This is a genomic window from Paenibacillus terrae (genome assembly GCF_000943545.1).
Classification (GTDB): Bacteria; Bacillota; Bacilli; order Paenibacillales; family Paenibacillaceae; genus Paenibacillus; species Paenibacillus terrae_A.
Genome location: NZ_JTHP01000039.1, coordinates 43345 through 58806 on the forward strand (window position 1 = coordinate 43345; position 15462 = coordinate 58806).

Here is a 15462-nt window from a genome sequence, read left to right on the forward strand (position 1 = left end):
ATACGTTTAAAGTAACTTTAATGCTATAAAGTATATGTGACGCTAAAAACCTTGGTATAAATGGGTTATTAATACCTATAAAACATAATACGTTTAACGAAGTCACTCCTATAAAAGAGTGGCTTTTTTCTATTGTTCATACATAAAAAGAAAGGATGAAGAGAGAGTGAAACATGAGAGTAGTTATTCCTATCAAATAAACCTGATAAAGAACAAAGAAATGAGAGTGGTTATACAGTCAATTAAAATACTCGTGCATCAACCACCTTCTTCCATACACATGAACATAAGCTATGCCTAACCCTTTACACCAAGGTCTTAAAGATTAAAGAATAAAGATTAAAAGAAGGGGCGCGCGCGTGAAAGAATCGTGAAAAATAATCTGAAAAGCTTTCTTTTTCTTCTGAAAAAATAAATTTGGGTCCTTCTGGAGCTTGAAAATGGGTACGGGTGCGCATGAGCCCGAAAATGCTCCAGTTTTTTATTCAGAATTTCACTTCCGTTTCCGCTTTAGAAAGCGCAGGAGTTCGATAGAGAGAATTTTCCTACTAATTAAGGGGTCGGTTAGGGTTAGGATTTAAGAGGGCTTAAAACGGAAGCAGGAGGGCTGACGATGGCTAAAGCTAAGACGGAAGCAATTAAGGTACATGATAAAATAATTCAGACTGGCGAGCTGGCTGCCATCGTCGGTAAAAGTGACCGCTGGATCAGGCAATTGACCACTGAAAAGGTGCTGCAGCAGTGCTCCAGAGGCAAATACAACTTGGGTGAATCTGTTCAGTCTTATATTGAGCATGTTTCTGGTGGTAAGGAAGTCGATAAAGGGCCCCGGCTGATAGATTATAAGACCGAACATGAAAAAACGAAGGCAGAAAAGGCAGCGCTGGAGTTGGATATTTTAAAGGGTAACCTCCATGCTGCTGGAGACGTGGAAAAACTTCTCGCAGACTTGATAATAACAACAAAGTCACGGCTGCTTGGGATTCCGCACCGGGTAGCGACTGAGTGTGAGAACGAGGCGGCGGATGTTATAGAATCTGTTGTCCGGCGTGAAGTAGAATCAGCACTTGCTGGGCTGGCCCGTTATTCCCCAGATCAGATCGGTGGCGGCACAGATGATAGCTGACAAAACGATAGACCTTTTTAGCAGAGCCAACAAGCAGTGGGAGCCAAAACCGCACCTGAGTGTCTCTGAGTGGGCGGACAAAAACCGAATGCTTACAACTGAGAGTAGCGCAGAGCCGGGACCATGGCGAACAGATCGAGCAGAGTACCAGAGAGAGATTATGGATTCTATTAAGACCTGGGAAGAAGTAGCTATTATGGCCTCGGCTCAAGTCGGCAAGACAGAATTTTTGCTGAATGTTACTGGCTCGTACATTGACCAGGAGCCTTGCCCGATTATGCATGTGCTACCCAAAGATGATTTAGTTCAGGCTTATTCCAAAAAGCGTCTGACCCCAATGATTAATAGCTGCGACGCTTTAAAATCGAAGATTGGTCCAGCTAAGTCGAGAGACAGCAGCAACACGATTGAAGAAAAATCTTTCCCTGGTGGTTATGTGACGATAGTCGGGGCCAATGCTCCAGACAGTCTTTCTTCGCGTCCGATTCAAGTTGTTCTGTGTGACGAGGTGGACAGGTTCCCGGTTTCCTCCGGTAAAGAAGGTGACCCAATCGCTCTTGCTACTGCGCGGACAACAACATTCCGGCACAAGCGGCGGCATTTGTTCGTATCAACTCCGGTTGATAAGGAAACTTCTCGCATTTACCAGCTATACGAAGACAGCACTATGGAACAATGGTGCTTGCCGTGCCCGCATTGTGAGGAGTTGCAACCTCTAAAGTTTAAAAGTGGGATTGAATACGAACATTACGAGTCGGAAAGCGGCGAGATTGTGGTCACGAAGGCTGAATATCGCTGCTGTTATTGCGGGATGTTGGGATCTGAAAAAGAGTGGAAGCGCGGGGAAGGGGCATGGATTGCCCGTAAAGAGCATTCAACCCGACGCGGATTCCACATCAATCAGCTTTCAAGCCCTTGGTCTGACTGGCGGGAGGTTTCGAAAAAGTTCTTAATAGCCAAACGCGAGGGCGTAGACAAACTCAAAGTTTTCATAAACACGGTTCTGGGAGAGCCTTGGGTAACTAAGCTCAAAGGAATGGATGAGAAAACGTTGATGCAGCGTCGTGAGGTGTATGAACACGAGGTGCCAGAGGGTGTGAAAGTCATTACGGCAGCGATTGACACCCAAGACGACCGTTTTGAGGTCGAGATTATGGGCTGGGGTGCTGGCAAAGAGTCTTGGAGAATTGAATATCACCGTATTTATGGAGACTTGGACAGACCCGAGGTATGGGAGGAACTGGACAGGTTTCTTTGTCGTTCGTGGGTCGGACCAAACGGACGAGAATTCCGTATTGTGGGCGCTTGTATGGACTCAGGCGGTCATTATACCAAAGAGGTGTACGAATTCACTAAACCGAGGGAACATCGCCGCATATACGCCATTAAAGGGCAAGGGATCAATCCCAAAACGGCAGAGCACGTCCCGTTCATCGCCAAACATACCCGTACCCAAATGTATAATGCGATATTAATTCATTTGGGGGTAGACGATGGCAAGGTCAAGGTCCATGACAGCTTAAAAGTAGAATCGCCAGGACCTTTATACTGCCATTTCCCGGGCGAGGACAAGGGATATACGCAAGAATATTTCTTGGGCCTGACTGCTGAAACTCACAAAGTAGTGGTAAAAGAGGGCGTTAAGTACAAGGCTTGGGTTAAGACCCGCGACCGAAACGAACCATTTGACCTAGCTGTTTACAACCGGGCAGTTGTTGAATTGTTGAACCCTAATCTTTCACTGCCCATTGAGCAACAGCCTAACGGGCCTATCATTGATCCTGATGCTGGAGGGCGAGCAATTGCACCACGTAAAAAGCGCAGACAAGGCGTTAATAGCAGTGTGTAAACTATATGAAGGAGGTGAATAGGGGATATGCCAAATATCACACTTGAAGAAGCAAGGGAAAATCTGACCGCATGGCGTGATGCTGAGATGGCTCTTGCTACAGGACAATCGTATAGCATCAAAGGGAGATCGGTAACCCGTGTACCCATGAGCACAATCCTTGAAAGAGTACGTTACTGGAGCAAGGTGGTTGACGATTTAGAGAATCCGGGCCGGAGACGTTCCCGTACTCGTGCGTTCACCCCGTTTGATATATGAACAGGCTTGAACGGATCATCAATTATGTTGCTCCTGGTGTAGCTAAAAAAAGAAGCTGCAGCCAGAACTGAAACTATTCGACAAGAAAAAATCGCAGTTATTTTGAATCAAGGGTACGGTTCTCATGGAGCCAGCCGGACCAAGAAAAGTATGACCCTTTGGAATCCTGATATCGGTGATGCCGATTCGGATATCCATGATTACCTTGAAGAACTGAGAGCACGTTCCCGGGATCTTGCTGTAGGCGGAGCGATTGTTGCCGGAGCACACAAGACCATGAGAACAAATGTGGTGGGAACGGGGCTCCGGCTCAAACCAGCGTTTGACAAGGACTTTTTAAATCTAAACGCTGAGCAATCCGCAACATTAAAATCTCAGATTGACCGCGAATGGTCGTTGTGGGCCGATTCGAAAAATTGTGATGCCGCAGGACTGAACGACTTTTACGGACTTCAACAGCTTGCTTTTCTTTCTCAGCTTCAAAGCGGTGACGTGTTCGGATTGTTGCCTATGATCAAACGCCCGTTTTCGATCTACGATCTAAAAGTAAATCTGATTGAGGCTGATCGTTGCAGCAGCCCGAACCTTTCGGATACGGACCGGATACAATCCGGGGTTGAGGTAGATGAAACAGGTATGATTGTTGCCTATCATTTCAGTAGTCGTCACCCAGGAAGCGGAAAGAGCTACCTCGGCGGCGACCAGAAATGGACGAGGGTATTGTCACGGGGAGAAGAGACAGGTAGATACAATGTACTCCACCTGATGGAGTCTGAACGCCCGGGACAGCGCCGTGGTGTTCCAGTCATTGCGCCAGTTATTGAGGCGTTGAAGCAGCTTGACCGCTACACCGAGGCGGAACTGACGGCTGCTGCAATACAGGCGATGTTTACTGTGTTTATCGAAACCGAAAATGCCGATGATACGAGCGCGTTTGGTTTGAAACCGCCTGATACTGATAACTTGGACGGTGACGAGCTACTGTCCAATGATATTAAACTTGGAGCGGGAGCGGTTCAGTTTCTTGAGCCGGGTGAGAAAGCAAATTTTGCAGACCCGACAAGACCAAATCCGAACTTTGATCCGTTTGTTACGGCTATATTGAGGCAGATTGGTTCGGCGTTAGAAATTCCTTACGAAATGCTGGTCAAACACTTTACATCGTCTTATACAGCTAGCCGTGCAGCAATGTTGGAAGCATGGAAAATGTTCCGCATGCGTCGAACATGGCTTGCTAAGTCGTTTTGTCAGCCTGTGTATGAAGAATGGTTTGTCGAGGCAGTTACAAAAGGCCGCATAGACGCGCCGGGCATCTTTGATGATCCGGCTATTTTTCGTGCCTATACAAAAGCTGCTTGGCACGGTCCGTCTCAAGGCATGCTCGATCCGGTCAAAGAGGTTAATGCTGCAATCAGCCGTATCGAATACAACTTCAGTACCGCAGAGGGCGAAACAGCCGAACTCACAGGCGGTGAGTGGGAGTCCAACGTGCAGCAGCGAGCCCACGAGCTTGCTACGCTCAAGAGGTACGGTCTTAGTGAGGGTGCAGCTAAGGCAGCGGCTACCGCCGTTCCAGCACCGTCTAATGTAGGCGACGAGGACGCCGCCGATGAGGAAGGAGGTGAAAAAGAAAATGTCCAAGAAGATCAAAGCTAATGGCCCTATTATTGGCGATGCTAACGCATGGATTTATCAATGGTTTGGCATTCCGGCTGTGAGCCCAGGGATGATATCTAAGGAACTCGACGCATCTAACGGCGACGAAATCGAACTATATGTCAATTCTCTCGGTGGTTCCGCCTTTGACGGTGCTGAGATTTACACTTTACTCAAAGATTACCCCGGGAAGATCACGGCGAAAGTAACGGGTGTAGCTGCTTCTGCTGCCTCGGTTATGCTCATGGGCGCTGACGTTATCATGATATCGCCGCCGGGGCAGATCATGATTCACAACGCTGCAACGGGGACTGATGGTGACAAGAACGACCACGACCGTTCTTCCGCCTTGCTGAGAAGCACGGATGAGGCGATAACCAATGCTTATTCACTCCGAACAGGTAAGACAAGAGACGAGCTTCTGGCCCTCATGGATAATACAACTTGGATGAATGCTCAGAAGGCTGTCGAACTTGGATTTGCGGACGAAATAATGTTCAGTGAAGGCGCCACAGAAGTTACCAACAGCGTTTTTGATATGCTCGGCAGTGACGGGGTTTTGCCTGAGGCGGTCATAAACAAAGTTCGCAACGAGCTTCTTAAAAGCGGCGGATTCACTAATCAGCCCCCAGCGCTTGGGGACGGCGGGCCGGAAAGGATAACCCCCTTGCAAAGCATCCCAAATCTGCAATTTGCTTCGACAGCCAAGCAGCCTGTAGCTGTTAACACAAATAAAGGCAGTACTCCGCAAGCCGGAGACACATTCGAGGGACTGAAAAATCAGATCAACTCTATGAAAGGGGAAAACAAACCAATGGATCTTAATCAATTAAAAAACGAACATCCAGACTTGTATAACCAAGTCGTAGAAGAGGGTGTGACAAACGAACGCCAACGGATTACGGCGCTGAATGAATTGGCTGCTGCTCCGGGCGCTGCCGAAATTGTAAAGAACGCTATCGAGGCAGGCCAAACCGTCGCAGAAGCTTCCTTTGCGATTGTACAAGCTTCTATCGCTAAGAAAGGTGAGGTAGCAGCAGCACGTCAACATGACGCGCAAAATAGTGGGGTAAATGATGTCCCTGTCCAAGAATCTACTACACCAGAAGCAAAGAAAGCCGCCGAAGAAGTGCAGGCACAAACAGAAGCGGAAGAGGTAATTGCAGAAATGAAAAGATTACGGGGAGGTAAATAATTATGCCAGCATACGAAAGCCAGCCTTACGATAACCTGATTGCGGGATATGTTGTACCGCTCGCTAATGTGTCCGTCATTGTAAAAAGCGGCTCCGGCGTCATCAAGCGCGGGACTGTTTTGGGGGTTGTATCTCAACTGCCTGAAACGAACGCTTCTCATGGAATGTACATCGTGGCTACTGTGGATTCCAGCAAGACGGACGATCCTCAAACGCCTTTTGCAATCCTTTCCGATCAGGAAGTGGATGCAACCACCAAAGATGTACGAGCTACAGGTTATGTGAGTGGGGAGTTTAATCGCAATGCTCTTATTTTTGGTGGCACGGACAAGGTTGAAAAGCATGAAGTAGCAATGCGTAACATTGGTCTAATCACAAAACGGGTAGTAGAATAGGAGGATTTAAACAATGCCAGATATTTATTCTTTGCCGCAGCTTCTTAGAGTAGTTGGGCAGTTACCGCAAACATCGGAGTACATTTTGAGTACATTCTTTTCTGACGGTGAGGTTGGGCTTACAACAGAAATCGAAATCCAAACGTTGAAAGGTAAGCACCGTATCGCACCATACGTCTCCGAATTACAACAAGGTAAAATTGTACTGCGTGATGCTTTCAGCGCGAAGCAATATTCTCCGGTTCCCGTTAAGCCAGCACGGAACATTACTTATCATGACCTTAAAGCTCGTCAAGCTGGAGAATCCCTGTATAACCCGGATAGCGTTGAACAACGCCTCCGTAAATTGATTGCTAGGGACTTGGTGGAACTGAATGACACTATTACTCGCCGTAAAATTGAGATGGCATCACAAATGATTTTCACGGGTAAGGTAACGCAAATTGGTGAGGGTGTGGAACAAGAACTGAACTACGGATTCTCAAACACTATCACTCTTTCTGGTAAAGACCTGTGGAGTGACCCGGATTCCGATCCTATCAAGTTCTTGGCGGGATTGCGATTGTCTGTCATGCAAAAGAATGGACAAACCCCGCGCAAAGTTGTGGGTGATTACGAAGCGCTAATAGCCCTGACCCGTCACCAAGCCATTCTAAAATTAGCCGACAATAAAGGGCTGACCATCGGTAACATTGACACGACTTTGTTACCTGATGGCGTAACTCACCATGGGTTCCTGAGAGACGTTGGTCTTGATCTTTACAGCTATACGGGTACGTTCGTGGACGACGATGGCATAGAAAAGCCATTCATCCCCGCTGGTACGATCGTAATCCTGCCAGAAGGCAAGCCGTTTGAATTCCTTTATGCAGCTAATCCAGTTATGGTCGGAGATGATGATATCCGTTTGGTTAACCAACAAGTGGTTGCACAAGTATTCGCAGACCGCCGCACAGCGGTTCGCACACTGGAACTGCAAAGTCGTCCGTTCCCGGTTCCGTTGAACATCGAGAACTGGTACGTAGCGAAAGTTCTATAAGGAGGGATATCCATTGAATATTGAAGCATTGGGGAAAATTCGCCACAGCGGAAAAGACTTCGCTATAGGTGACATTTTAAGAGGACTGAGTGATACAGAGGCCCAACGCCTCGTGAGTCTTGGCTCGGGCAAAATGGTCATTGATGAAAATCACGGAAGTGAAGGCGGGAACCCGGGGTTGTTACAATCAACAGATGCCCCCATTTCAGCAGATGATTTTGCTAAATTAAAGGCTGATGAGCAAAAGGATTTGCTGGAGTCTCTTGAATGTGAAGCAGCGAGTAATGTTGAGGGTCGAGTCGAGCAGTATGCTGCTTGGTTGGACGAAAACAATGCGCTCGTTTAAGGATCAGCTTGAAAAGGATGTAAAGGACGTTTTTCTGAACGAGAAAGAGTTTGCGGATTGGCATGAAATATCTTTTATGAGTCCACCGAAAAACGGAATGCCTGCCACTCCTGCCGATCCTGTACGGATGCTGGTTATTGTAGATGATGATGAACTGAGAGATCGGAAAAGTAGTGCCTCGAATCCAACAGATGGCGTTTACGATGCCGATCTTTTGTTTTATGCCCAGCGTGCCGACTTCCTGCTGAACTTTGGCAGGCTCCCGGTCCTGCAGAGCAAAATGAAATTTGACAGTCGCGTATACACCGTTTCTGACCTTCAAGACGATGGAGATATGATAACTGTCACGCTGGGACGTAAAGGGTCATGATTGAAATTGACACATCTGCTTTGAGAGAAGCGCAACGGCACCTCCAAGAAGTCAAAAAGAAAACGAAAGTCGCTATGTATCGGGCGCTTAATCGGGTCGCGCAGAACGCAAAGACAAACGCCAGCAAGGAAATACGAGAGCAGTATGTTATAAAGGCTGGGGACTTAAGCAGTACCTTTTCCATAAAAAAAGCTGACAAAGGAAGCTTGTCTGCTACTATACGTTCCCGTAGCCGAGGTACAGGGTTGGATAAATACAAGTTTTCACCCCGCCGAACGACAGGTAAGCGCCCAAAAGTGCTAAAGGTTGCTGTTAAAAAGGGCGGTATGAAAAAGGTTACAGGCGCTTTTGTTGCTGAAAAAAATGGAGTTAAAATCTTCATTCGTGAAGGCAGAAGCAGGCTACCGATTAAGCGATTATACGGTCCACCTGCGCCAGAAATGTTCAACAATGTGCAAATACGGGAGTCGGTGGAAAGAAAAGCCCGTATTTTATATGCACAGCGACTGGAACACGAATTGAATAGGGAGTTGGGCGGATAATGACACCCTTTATACTGCAAGACGCTTTGGTAGCTAAACTAAAGCGTCTTTTTCATGATTCTGAATACATGAATGCTCGATATGAAATGGTTCCACTAAACATTTATGCTCAGAACCTACCAGCGAAGAACGAACAGGACGACCGCGACCATTTCCCTTTTATCACTGTCCGATTTGGCGAGACAACGGATCAAGGGCATGAGGTCCAGTCGTCTTGTTCCATGCTTCTTAGTGTGGGGATTTTTGATGAATCACTAGATATGCAGGGGGAAAAAACGGTTCAAAACATTCTCCAGCGTATTCGGCATGCATTTTTAACTCACCCGATTTTAGACCGAATGTTTGAAATGGATTTCCCCCTGACTTGTTCCCTTTTTGACGACGAAGACTTATCACCATACTTTTTCGGTTACGTCAACATGAAGTGGAAAATTCCAGGCATAAGCAGAGAGGATGTTTATTTTGGATAAAGAGCAAGAAAAACGGGAAGCTACGGAGTCGAAAACGCGACGCGCTATCACTGCGACTGAAAAAGTCGCTCAAGCAGCTAAGGCTGCTATCGAACCAGATCAACTAATTTACATCGGGCCGAACTTGCCAGGAGGGCGACTAGCGAAGTCACTTATTGTTCGCGATGGTTTCCCGGCACATTTGGATGATGTTGCAGAAAAAGCACCAGAAATAAGGCAACTTTTCGTACCTGTAGCCGAGTTGGCAACGTCAAAAGTTGCACTGTCTGTGCCAGGAAGCGCCCTACAAATAGCCTACGCCGCTGTTATCGCAGCAGTAAAAGGAGGAATTTAAATTGGCAGAACGTCATGGTATTTTCACCACTGAACAGCCCGCAGAAGTCATTACACCAGTGCCACTCAACATTACTTTGCCAGTTGTGTTTGGCACGGCTGCAATCAATCTAACAACTCTGGAGGATGGGCCAGTAAACAAGCCGATCCTGTGTGAAAGCTGGAACGATGTGGTTGCTGCTTTTGGATACTCGGACGACTGGGGGAACTTCACGTTGTCTGAATTCGCGCATTACTTCTTCAAGATTGCGAAGCTGTCGCCGGTTGTGTTCGTAAACGTCCTGGACCCAACTAAACATAATGCAGCGGTAGCCGCATCCAACTTCACGTTGACTGATGGTGTGGTAACTGTAGCGGTGCAAGGAATTATTAAATCATCTGTGGTCGTCACCTCAGACGACGGATCGACCACTTACACAGCCGGGACGGACTACAGCTTGACCTTTAATGCTTCTGGCAATCTCGTAGTATCCCGTATTGCTTCCGGCACTCTGACAGCCAATAGTGCCGTTAAAATAGCATACTCTAAGCTGGATCGCAGCAAAGTGACAGCAGCGGACATCATCGGCGGAGTTGTGGAGGTTACTGGGGAAGCTACGGGGCTGGAACTGCTTGACCAGGTATTCCCGTTGTTCCGAATCGTTCCCGCTTTGATCGTTGCACCGGGATTTTCCCAGAATCCAACCGTTGCAGCAGTAATGACCGAAAAGGCAGCTAGTCTCAACGGCGGACACTTCAAAGCACAGGCAATCACTGATCTATCAAGCGAGATTGTATACACAGATACGCCTGCATGGAAAAAAACGAATGCTTACAATGACCCGCGCCAGATAAACACGTATCCACTTTTCACCTATGATGACCGCACTTATCATTCTTCTACTGTGGCAGCTGCGGTAATTGTACAAACAGACGTTAATAATGGCGGGGTTCCGTCGGTTTCGCCATCGAATAAATCTGCAAAGATTGACGGAACAAAAACGGATAACAGGGCAATTGCACTGGGACCTCAACAAGCACAATATCTGAATGCAAATGGTATTGTCACGGCATTAAATTTTGTCGGCGGCTTTGTACTTTGGGGTAACCGCACTGGTGTGTACCCAGATCAAAAAGACCCACAGTCGTCGTTCATTCCGGTGCGCCGTATGTTTGATTGGATCAGCAACACCTTGACGCTAACTTACTGGAAGTATCTTGACGGTTCCATTGATAAGCGCCTGATCGAAGCTATTACTGATGCAGCAAATTTCTGGATGAACGGCCTGACTGCTGCTGGGTACATTTTGGGCGGACGTGTGGAATTTAATGCATCTGAGAACCCTGTAGCCGATCTGATGGATGGGAAGATGAAATTTCACGTCTACGTAACGCCGCCGTCTCCTGCACAAGCTATTGATTTTGTGCTGGAATACGATACATCTTACTTTGCTGCGCTATTTGCTACGGCAGCGTAAAGGGAGGGCTGAACCTTGAGCCAAGAAAAAATTAATTTACGGACAATTAAGTACGAAGCGATACGTAACGGTAGTCAATACCTTGGTACGACCACTGTTGATTTGCCAGACATTGCTATGCTCTCTGATGATGCCATGGGTGCCGGAATTAACGGTACCGTGAACGTTGCTACGCTTGGGCAAACCGATTCCATGCAGGTGACATACAACTTTGCAACTTGGGAAGAAGGTTATTTTGACCTATTTGCTCAGGAGACACACACAGTTGACCTGCGGGCGGGTATTCAGAGCCAGAACCGTGTAACGGGCAGCATTGACGTTATCCCGATCAAAATAACCATCAAAGGTTCTCCCAAAACGCTGTCGATGGGCAGCTTGGAGACGGCAGCAGGATCGGATAATTCGGTGGAACATGAAGTCACTTATATCAAGATCACGATTAATGGTGTCGTGAAGATTGAAATAGACAAGTTTAATGATGTTTTTGTCGTGAATGAAGTGGATTTCGGCGCTAAAATCCGGGCTGCGCTCGGCAAATAATGGAGGATAAGAATATGACTGAAAAGAAGACTACAACCCCAGCAGAAGCAGAAAATGAGGGTAAACATGTCCTTAAATTCTCAAAGCCTTTTAAGTTTGAGGACCAAGAACCAATTACTGAATTAGTCTTTGATTGGGATAAGGTGAACGGACGTAAACTCATTGCTCTGAGCGAACGCTTGGCATTGAATGATATGGATTCACCTATTAAAGCTGTGAACATGAAGTTTCAGGCCGCTGTGTGTGCCGAAGCCGCAGGTGTTCCGTTTCAACTAATTGAGGAATTACCGGGTGGAGTATTTGGGCGTGCAACTGCAATGGCACAAAGTTTTTTGCTCGGTTTGGAATAAACGGTAACGCCGGAGCGGAAATAAGGCAAATCATTATGACGCTTTCTATTGAGACGCGGAACAGCCTTGATTTTTGGTTAAACCAAAGTCTTTATGAGCTATATCAGTGGCATGAGGCGTTTGAAGCCTACGTTAATCTGAAAAATGAGGCGTTGGAAAAACAAATGGAAGAAGCAGAAAAGAAACGCAAAAACAAAGCTCCTAACGGACGTAGAGGGCGCGTAGGACGGTGATTTAATGTCCCATGAATATGATGTAGCAATGAACCTAATTGCCGAGGTTGACCAGAGATATCGTCGTGCGTTTGACCAAGCGAATAATCAGGTTGAGGAATTACAACGTCAATTACGAGAATTGCAAAATTCACGTGGCCCGGATCGGGCTCGACGTGAAGTAGAAGACCTTACAGATCAAACCAAAAAAGCAGGCGGCGCGTTCGGGAAACTGAGCAGCGCCGCTTCTTCTTTTGGTCGCACTTTTCGAAAAGTCGCAGAAGTATCCGGCGCTATGGCTATATTGGATTCAGTCACGGGTACCATCAACAATATCGGTAGTGCTATTGGTGATCAGCAGGAAGCATTTAACCAGTATGCGGCATCCACTGGCACGAGCGTTAAGGATATGCAGGCTATCAAAAAAGAAGCCCGGAATTTATATAATCAGAATCTTGGTGAGGATTGGAACGATCTTGGAGGTGCGATGGAGAACACGCGCCAGGTTTTGCAACTTACAGGTCCTGCGCTTGAAAAAGCGACGAAAAATGCAATCGTCTTTCGGGATGTGTTCAAGGATGACATTCCAGAAACAAATAAAGCTATACAGACCATGACGAAGCAATTTAAAAATCTCGGAAACACGGAAGCCTTCAACTTGCTTGCTCAGGGTAAGCAGATGGGGCTGGATAAGTCTGGGGAGCTGCTGGATTCAGCGAATGAATATGCGGTCTATTACAAAACGATAGGTTTGGGCGCGGAGGACATGTTCAACAGCTTCAAAAATGGTATAGATGCAGGTGCATTCAACCTGGACAAGGTTGGTGATGCCATCAAGGAATTTGGAATTCGGAGTAAAGATGGATCTAAGACAACGAACGAGGCATACAAGATTCTGGGGCTGAATGCAGATAAAATGCAAAAGAAGTTTGCTTCTGGTGGAAATGTGGCACGTCAGGCTTATTTTGAGGTCCGGGATGCGTTGAACAAAGTTAAAGACCCGATAAAGCAGAATACAGCATTGCTGAATTTGTTCGGTACGCAGGGTGAAGATTTGGAAAAATCAACGATACAAGCTATTTTGCGTACAAACAATGCTTTTGACAAAACAAAAAATACAATGCAAGAAGTTCAGAAAATAAAGTATTCCTCTATAAGTTATGCCTTTCGATCCATCGGCAGGCAGTTGCTCACTGAGTTTGTATACCCACTTTCTGACCTTGCGTTACCCGCCCTTGCTAGTTTCGGTAAAGGATTAGAGACGGCTATTCCTAAAATAAAGGGTTATTTCAAGCAGGGCCTGAAAGCTATGCAACCTTTTACTAAAGCCTTGCAAAAAGTCGGAGATTTATTCGTCAACTCCATGTCTGGTACAGGGGATATGTCTGCTGCAACTGGTATAAGTAAATTCTTAATCAGCCTGGGGGTTGGAGAAGACAAGGCATATAAGTTTTCGGCGGCCATATCTGACGTGTTTGATAAATTCGCAGCAATTAAAAATATCGTAAAAGGCGCAGGGGGCTTGCTGACAAATGCATTAATGGGTAGCGGAGATATCAGCGGTGTGCAAGATATTAATAAAGGGTTGCAGTCTATTGGGTTCAGCCCTGATCAAGCCATTAAGATGTCTAATGGTGTCGTTGATGCATTTGATAAGATCAAGGGCAAAGTTGATGAATTTGTAAATAGTATTAGGCCGGCTTTGAACGATATTACAAACTATTTCAAAGAAGCCTTTACCTTCGATGGGTCCTTTGATTTTGGCTCTATGATTGATAATGTGAGCGAGCTGCGAAAAAATATTGCTCCTGTAATAGATTCTATTGTTTCTGGCATTGGTCCAGCAGTTCGTTCTATTACCTCTTTGCTTGCCCCACTAATGAAGATGGGAAAGCAGGCGTTTAACGCAATTATCCCGCTGGTCATGAAATTGTCATCATCACTGACAAGCAAACTTGGACCTGTATTTACGTCGGTGTTCGGCTATCTAACGAAGACCTTGTTGCCACAAGTCAGCTCCGTACTGGCAGCATGGCTGCCTAAGATCGGGGCGTTATTTAGTAAATTAGGAGGCTTGATTATGGCGATATACGAAAGGAGCATTGCACCGACCATAAATGCCCTCGTGACTATATTTAAATGGGCATGGCCTGTTATCACTACTGTTGTAACAGGTGCGATTAATATTCTCAAACCGATTATCGGAGGGATTATTGATGTGTTGGGTGGTGTAATTGACTTTTTAACAGGGGTGTTTACAGGTAATTGGTCATTGGCCTGGGATGGCATCAAACAAATCGTGGTTGGCATATGGGAAGGCATAACCGGGGCAATTAAGGCCGCGTTCAATAATGTGATCGGAGTAATAAATTCAGCTATTGATAAAATAAATGGATTTAGTTTTACAATGCCAGAGGCTTTAGGGGGCAAGACTATAGGCGGCATGGATATACCACATTTGCCCATGCTTGCGAAAGGCGGATTTACTACTGGGCCATCTATAGCGGGGGAGGCCGGAACCGAGGCAGTTATTCCTCTGAATAATAAGCAGCGCAGTATGAACCTACTGGAGAAAACAAACCGGATGATGGGGTATACCACTACTAATAACGGCGGGGACTCCATTGTGTTGCAGTTTGATATTACTATCCAAGGTAATGCCGATAAGGAAGTCGTGCAGCAAGCTATTCAGGCGGCGCAGCCGACTTTCAGACAGCAGTATCAGGCCATGAAGCGTCAGAATGCGAGGACGAGCCTATGACGACATACACAACAATCCAGGGCGATACCTGGGATATGATTGCCTTTAAGGTATTTTCCGATGAAACGTTGATGATCCAGATTATGAATCTTAATTTGGACTACATCGACGTTTCTGTTTTTTCTGCCGGGACAGTTCTGCAACTGCCGGACGTTTCTGTGGTTGAAGAAACCGCCTCTGACTTGCCTCCGTGGAAGGTGTGAGCATGGACGATATCATTAACGCAAGACGTGCCCAAGTTGTTGTTAACTACAACGGCAAGGACATCACCAAAGAGTTGTCCGATTATCTGTTGGATTTCACTTATACCGATGCAGAGCCGGGCACCTTGGATGACTTGCAAATTAATTTGGAGGATAAGGCCCGTAAATGGTCTGGCCCTTGGTCGCCCAGCGAGGGTGATAGGATCATTGCTTATATAAAGACAATTGGATGGGATAAGCCCGGAGAGATCAAGCGACTTAATTGTGGAAGCTTCGAGGTGGATTCGATTGACTTCGCTGGCCCACCTGATACGGTCAGCATTAAAGCAGTTTCGCTTCCGGTTTCAACAAATGTTCGCC

Annotated in this window: 18 protein-coding genes and 1 pseudogene; all 19 read left to right on the forward strand. The window is 46.5% G+C overall.

Features of this window, described 5'->3' with window-relative positions; translation table 11 throughout:
- Window positions 1–613: 613 nt before the first annotated feature.
- Window positions 614–1126, forward strand: a complete 513-nt coding sequence (locus QD47_RS18145) for a hypothetical protein (RefSeq protein ID WP_044647450.1) — start codon at window positions 614–616, stop codon at window positions 1124–1126.
- Window positions 1116–2975, forward strand: coding sequence for a phage terminase large subunit family protein (locus QD47_RS18150; RefSeq protein WP_044647451.1), 1860 nt, complete (start codon window positions 1116–1118; stop codon window positions 2973–2975). Before QD47_RS18145 ends, QD47_RS18150 begins: the two co-directional genes overlap by 11 nt.
- A 27-nt stretch (window positions 2976–3002) precedes the next feature.
- On the forward strand, window positions 3003–3233 hold the full coding sequence (locus QD47_RS18155) for a DUF6148 family protein (protein WP_044647452.1): 231 nt from the start codon (window positions 3003–3005) through the stop codon (window positions 3231–3233).
- A 150-nt stretch (window positions 3234–3383) separates the two neighbouring features.
- On the forward strand, window positions 3384–4889 hold the full coding sequence (locus QD47_RS18160) for a phage portal protein (RefSeq protein WP_082067222.1): 1506 nt from the start codon (window positions 3384–3386) through the stop codon (window positions 4887–4889).
- A complete protein-coding gene (locus tag QD47_RS30085) occupies window positions 4867–6084 on the forward strand; it encodes a head maturation protease, ClpP-related (protein WP_052646792.1) in 1218 nt (405 codons plus the stop codon). Before QD47_RS18160 ends, QD47_RS30085 begins: the two co-directional genes overlap by 23 nt.
- A gap of 2 nt (window positions 6085–6086) precedes the next feature.
- Window positions 6087–6479 carry a head decoration protein gene (locus tag QD47_RS18170; protein ID WP_044647453.1) on the forward strand — a complete coding sequence of 131 codons (393 nt, stop codon included), beginning with the start codon at window positions 6087–6089 and terminating at the stop codon, window positions 6477–6479.
- Window positions 6480–6492: 13 nt separating this feature from the next.
- Window positions 6493–7518, forward strand: coding sequence for a major capsid protein (locus QD47_RS18175; protein ID WP_044647454.1), 1026 nt, complete (start codon window positions 6493–6495; stop codon window positions 7516–7518).
- A 13-nt stretch (window positions 7519–7531) separates the two neighbouring features.
- Window positions 7532–7864 carry a hypothetical protein gene (locus QD47_RS18180; RefSeq protein WP_044647455.1) on the forward strand — a complete coding sequence of 111 codons (333 nt, stop codon included), beginning with the start codon at window positions 7532–7534 and terminating at the stop codon, window positions 7862–7864.
- Window positions 7851–8234, forward strand: a complete 384-nt coding sequence (locus QD47_RS18185) for a hypothetical protein (protein ID WP_044647456.1) — start codon at window positions 7851–7853, stop codon at window positions 8232–8234. Before QD47_RS18180 ends, QD47_RS18185 begins: the two co-directional genes overlap by 14 nt.
- The gene (locus QD47_RS18190) at window positions 8231–8776 is read left to right on the forward strand and encodes a phage tail protein (protein ID WP_044647457.1); all 546 of its coding nucleotides are present in this window, start codon (window positions 8231–8233) and stop codon (window positions 8774–8776) included. The genes QD47_RS18185 and QD47_RS18190 overlap by 4 nt, the downstream gene beginning before the upstream one ends.
- A complete protein-coding gene (locus QD47_RS18195; protein WP_052646793.1) occupies window positions 8776–9246 on the forward strand; it encodes a hypothetical protein in 471 nt (156 codons plus the stop codon). Before QD47_RS18190 ends, QD47_RS18195 begins: the two co-directional genes overlap by 1 nt.
- Entirely contained in the window at window positions 9239–9580 is a 342-nt protein-coding gene (locus QD47_RS18200) for a hypothetical protein (RefSeq protein ID WP_044647459.1), read from the forward strand. The genes QD47_RS18195 and QD47_RS18200 overlap by 8 nt, the downstream gene beginning before the upstream one ends.
- Before the next feature lies 1 nt (window position 9581).
- Window positions 9582–11036 carry a phage tail sheath family protein gene (locus QD47_RS18205; protein WP_044647460.1) on the forward strand — a complete coding sequence of 485 codons (1455 nt, stop codon included), beginning with the start codon at window positions 9582–9584 and terminating at the stop codon, window positions 11034–11036.
- Window positions 11037–11051: 15 nt separating this feature from the next.
- Window positions 11052–11576, forward strand: a complete 525-nt coding sequence (locus QD47_RS18210; protein WP_052646794.1) for a phage major tail tube protein — start codon at window positions 11052–11054, stop codon at window positions 11574–11576.
- A gap of 14 nt (window positions 11577–11590) precedes the next feature.
- Window positions 11591–11926: a hypothetical protein gene (locus QD47_RS18215; protein ID WP_044647461.1), complete on the forward strand. Its 336-nt coding sequence runs from the start codon at window positions 11591–11593 to the stop codon at window positions 11924–11926.
- A 35-nt stretch (window positions 11927–11961) separates the two neighbouring features.
- Window positions 11962–12159, forward strand: a complete 198-nt coding sequence (locus QD47_RS18220) for a hypothetical protein (RefSeq protein WP_044647462.1) — start codon at window positions 11962–11964, stop codon at window positions 12157–12159.
- Between the two features lie 4 nt (window positions 12160–12163).
- On the forward strand, window positions 12164–14899 hold the full coding sequence (locus QD47_RS30090; RefSeq protein WP_052646795.1) for a phage tail tape measure protein: 2736 nt from the start codon (window positions 12164–12166) through the stop codon (window positions 14897–14899).
- Entirely contained in the window at window positions 14896–15102 is a 207-nt protein-coding gene (locus QD47_RS18230) for a tail protein X (RefSeq protein WP_044647463.1), read from the forward strand. Before QD47_RS30090 ends, QD47_RS18230 begins: the two co-directional genes overlap by 4 nt.
- A 2-nt stretch (window positions 15103–15104) precedes the next feature.
- Window positions 15105–15462 (forward strand): annotated as a pseudogene (locus tag QD47_RS18235) (phage late control D family protein); the annotation flags it as partial.

What these genes read in the sequence shown, in the direction of transcription:
- QD47_RS18155 (WP_044647452.1), top strand. Translation starts at nt 3,003, where the DNA reads ATGCCAAATATCACACTTGAAGAAGCAAGGGAAAATCTGACCGCATGG.
- QD47_RS18195 (WP_052646793.1), top strand. Translation starts at nt 8,776, where the DNA reads ATGACACCCTTTATACTGCAAGACGCTTTGGTAGCTAAACTAAAGCGT.
- QD47_RS18150 (WP_044647451.1), top strand. Translation starts at nt 1,116, where the DNA reads ATGATAGCTGACAAAACGATAGACCTTTTTAGCAGAGCCAACAAGCAG.
- QD47_RS30085 (WP_052646792.1), top strand. Translation starts at nt 4,867, where the DNA reads ATGTCCAAGAAGATCAAAGCTAATGGCCCTATTATTGGCGATGCTAAC.
- QD47_RS18185 (WP_044647456.1), top strand. Translation starts at nt 7,851, where the DNA reads ATGCGCTCGTTTAAGGATCAGCTTGAAAAGGATGTAAAGGACGTTTTT.
- QD47_RS18145 (WP_044647450.1), top strand. Translation starts at nt 614, where the DNA reads ATGGCTAAAGCTAAGACGGAAGCAATTAAGGTACATGATAAAATAATT.
- QD47_RS18215 (WP_044647461.1), top strand. Translation starts at nt 11,591, where the DNA reads ATGACTGAAAAGAAGACTACAACCCCAGCAGAAGCAGAAAATGAGGGT.
- QD47_RS18190 (WP_044647457.1), top strand. Translation starts at nt 8,231, where the DNA reads ATGATTGAAATTGACACATCTGCTTTGAGAGAAGCGCAACGGCACCTC.
- QD47_RS18170 (WP_044647453.1), top strand. Translation starts at nt 6,087, where the DNA reads ATGCCAGCATACGAAAGCCAGCCTTACGATAACCTGATTGCGGGATAT.
- QD47_RS30090 (WP_052646795.1), top strand. Translation starts at nt 12,164, where the DNA reads ATGTCCCATGAATATGATGTAGCAATGAACCTAATTGCCGAGGTTGAC.
- QD47_RS18160 (WP_082067222.1), top strand. Translation starts at nt 3,384, where the DNA reads ATGACCCTTTGGAATCCTGATATCGGTGATGCCGATTCGGATATCCAT.
- QD47_RS18230 (WP_044647463.1), top strand. Translation starts at nt 14,896, where the DNA reads ATGACGACATACACAACAATCCAGGGCGATACCTGGGATATGATTGCC.
- QD47_RS18220 (WP_044647462.1), top strand. Translation starts at nt 11,962, where the DNA reads ATGACGCTTTCTATTGAGACGCGGAACAGCCTTGATTTTTGGTTAAAC.
- QD47_RS18175 (WP_044647454.1), top strand. Translation starts at nt 6,493, where the DNA reads ATGCCAGATATTTATTCTTTGCCGCAGCTTCTTAGAGTAGTTGGGCAG.